The organism is Chryseobacterium tongliaonense (genome assembly GCF_041224435.1).
GTDB lineage: Bacteria > Bacteroidota > Bacteroidia > Flavobacteriales > Weeksellaceae > Chryseobacterium > Chryseobacterium tongliaoense.
Window position 1 is genome coordinate 1 of sequence record NZ_JBGFFD010000024.1, and the last position, 3,728, is coordinate 3,728.

The window sequence follows — 3,728 nt, forward strand, 5'->3', positions numbered from 1 at the left end:
TTATGGTTCTAAAGACATTTTAATCATAAGACTTGACAAAGACGGAAAAGAAATCTCACAACTTATTTTAGGAGGAAGAGGACTGGATGAAGTTGAAAAAATGATTCCAACAAAAGATAGTGGAGCATTACTCGGAATGTATTCCAGAAGTAGTACTACAGGATCAAAGAAAACTGAAAATTATGGCGAAGGCGATTATTGGATCGTAAAGCTTAGTAAAGACGGTAAAGTAGAATGGGAAAAGAACTATGGAGGAAAAGGTGATGATCATTTAAGAACCCTTGCCTTAACATCTGCGGGATATTTAATCGGTGGGGAATCAAGATCGGAAAGATCGGGAAATAAATCGGTTGGCATAGAAGAAGGAACAGATCTTTGGCTGATCTCAATTAATGAAAGAGGGGAAGAAATCTGGCAGAGATCCTACAACTTTAAAAACAGGGATGTTTTAATGGGAATGAGTGTCATAAGTGGGAAGATGGAAGATGGAAGCGGAAAGTCTAAAGGTATTCTTTTGGGTGGTTATACCCAGGCAGAAGGAAGAATAGAAAATGATGATGAAACTTTCTGGATGCTGTATCTGAATCAGGATGGAAATGAACAATGGAGAAAGCATGTAAAAGGAGAATCCAGAAAAAGGGAGGAAAGACTTTCGGATATTAAACTAAACAGAGATGGTTCCATCATTCTGGCAGGAACCAGTGCCGAGGAATTAGGAAAAGAAAACTGGAAGATTGTAAAGCTGGGTGATAAACAGATTGATCAGCTGATCGAAAAACAGGATATTAAGATTTACCCGAATCCGGTGACAGATTATGCTTATGTGGAAATAGGGTTTGATTTCAAGGAAGCTGAGATTGTAGTTTATGATATGGGAGGAAGACAGCTTCAGAGTCTTAAAACAAAGAATACAGTGACGAAGATTAATACTCAGAACCTGATTCAGGGAGCTTACCTTGTGGTAGTGAAAACGGATACGAATAAAACAGCGAATGCTAAACTCATAAAGAAATAATACAGGATGAAAAAAAGATATTTACCAATACTACTACTTTTGTCATTTCATACTTATAAAAGTCAGAATATACCCACCAATAATAATTTTGGACTTCCTAAAATTGCACCTCCTTCCCAGGAAACATTTGCCAACAGTAGAATTAACTTTGAACAATCCATTAGTGGAGATTTCAATTATAATTTTCCTATTTACAATAATATTAACACCCCTATTTCTTTAAGCTATACAAGCGGAGTAAGAGTGGATGATATTGGAAGCAGTACAGGTATGTCATGGAATTTGGGTGCAGGCGGAGTAATTTCAAGAGTCGTGAAAGATGAAACTGACGAAAATAAAGAAAACTGGAAGCCGGATACAGTCGATGAAACTGCGGATTTACAGAAAATAAAGAACGCAGCAAAAACAGGAAATCCAATAGATACAGAATATGACTGGTTTAATTTTTCAATCTCAAATGGTTTAAGTGGCAACTTTTATATAGATAAAGATTTAAATGTTTTTATAGAATCAAAAGATAAGGTTAAAATCGAAATCACCGTTAAAAGTTCGCCATTATCTGTTTACGGAAAACTTTTAGAGTTTAAGCTCACTGATAAATTTGGAAATGAATATTATTTTGGAGGATCAGAAATAAATACGGAAAGAACAACGTATGAAAGTTCCGGTCCAAAAATAAACGCATATACCGGTTGGTATTTATTTAAGGTTATTACCCCTGAAAAAAAGGAAACTATTTTTAACTACTCTACTGAAAGTTTAAATTATTATATATCGTTAGATGCCAGCTTTAATGTTCAGCAGAATTGCAGTATTCCTGCTTCCGGAGCTCAGTATACGTATAGTGATATTATTAAATCATCATCAACTATTCAATCCTATAAGCCTAAACTGACAGGAATCATTGAAGATGATACCCAAATTAATTTCATTTACGGTAAGGAAAGAAAAGATTTGCTGATCAATAATCCCGAAAACAATTTATTAACGTCGATAGAAGTAAAAAGCAATAACAGATTAATAGACACTTATTCTTTTGAATATTTTGATACTCAGAGTCCTGTTGCTGCTACTTATTATGGTTTACCTTATGCAGAAGTTTCAACAAGAAGCCGGTATTTTTTAAAGTCAGTTAAAAATGTAAATAAAAATATTAAAACAGAGTTTGAATATTATGAGCTTTCATCACTTCCTTCCAGGTTCAGTTTAGGTGCCGATTATTACGGGTATACAAATGGCGTATCCAATTCTTCTCCTTTCCCGGCTATTGTTTCTGATAACAACTTTGGAATATTTAGTGGCTTTTCTAATGTAATGCCTTTGTCAATGCTTTCTGCAGATAAAAAAGTGAAACCATTATTAGCTTCTGTTGGAAATTTAAAGAAAATCATCCATCCTACCAAAGGAACATCAGAAATTTCCTATGAACCCAATTCAAGCATGGAGCAGGTAAATGAACAGGTGAAAGTAAAAGGCTTTCTAAATGCCAATTACAATAAATGTAATTTAGCCAATGATAAACCGGCGGATTCTTTTACATTTGTTTCCAACGGGGCACCTGTAGAATATTATGGGACTGCTTCTTTTGATTACTCTTATTCTTGTGGTGAGCCCGATAACCTGCATGATACTCATAGCTTACAAATAACAGACGTAACAACAGGAATTCTTGTTTTCTCCAAAAACAACAAAGTATCAGAACCTTTTATAGCAGAAATAGGAACTAATTACTATCCCTTAAATACAATAAGCGGTCACACTTATAAAGTTGAATATTCTGTTTCATCAAGAATAGGCGCAGTAGCTGGAAATATATTCTTTGATTATAATGAGCATACTGTTACTAAGGATGAACTGAGATACTTCGGTGGTAGCAGGATTTCTTCAATAAAAGAATCTACGATAGAAGGCGGAAACTATGTAAGAAAATTTTATTACAATAAACTCAGTGAAATTGGTAATCAAAAAACATCGATTGCAGATTATAATTCTATTTACATTATGGCCCAAAGCAACAAACATCAAAATCATGCTCAAATGGAGGAACATGGCCCTCTGTTGAGATAAGAGATGTTTATAGTGCCCATCAAAATAGTATCCTTCCTTATTTTAACCATAGAACCAACAAGGTTTTTTATACTGACATTACCGAAGTTATAGATAATAAAAGTGCTGTTGAAAGAAAATTTTCATACCAAAGCAATTCGGATCCGTATATTGGAAGAGCACCAGAGATCTATAATATTCCAAAAACCAACTACGGTGAGTTAAAATCAAACTTATTGTTGGAAGAAAATGCTTATAAATTTGAGAATGGAGCCTATAGTCGTATGATTAATAAAACATATAAATATGATTATAGTCAGATAAAGAGTTTGAAAAGTTACGTTTTCAGAGAAAACTTCATGTATAATCCTGACCCTTCCCAGGATCAGTTATTAAACATTTCTTATGGATTTTATGAGAATTATTACGGCTTTAATAACCCAACTGTTATCACAAACACAGAATATTTACCCAATAATGTAACTTTATTAACAACGACAACAAATAGCTATACCAATCCGGCCCACTATCAGGTTACATCTTCAAAAACACAGTTTCCTGATAATTCAAGTCACGAAACAAATTATTCATATGCTCACGAAAAGAATAACCAAAAGCTGATCACAGCTAATATGATTGGTATTCCATTGGAAACAAAGACTGTAGA

3 protein-coding genes are annotated in these 3,728 nt (G+C 34.0%); all 3 read left to right on the forward strand.

Going from position 1 to position 3,728, the window contains the following annotated elements:
* On the forward strand, window positions 1–1,015 hold a 1,015-nt coding region (locus AB8P06_RS20520; RefSeq protein ID WP_369844499.1), incomplete at its 5' end, for a T9SS type A sorting domain-containing protein.
* 6 nt (window positions 1,016–1,021) lie between these two features.
* Entirely contained in the window at window positions 1,022–3,082 is a 2,061-nt protein-coding gene (locus AB8P06_RS20525) for a hypothetical protein (RefSeq protein WP_369844500.1), read from the forward strand.
* A gap of 308 nt (window positions 3,083–3,390) precedes the next feature.
* Window positions 3,391–3,728, forward strand: a 338-nt coding sequence (locus AB8P06_RS20530) for a hypothetical protein (RefSeq protein WP_369844502.1), incomplete at its 3' end; no start/stop codon positions are given.

Coding starts and splice junctions, on each gene's coding strand:
- AB8P06_RS20525 (WP_369844500.1), top strand. CDS start 1,022: ATGAAAAAAAGATATTTACCAATACTACTACTTTTGTCATTTCATACT.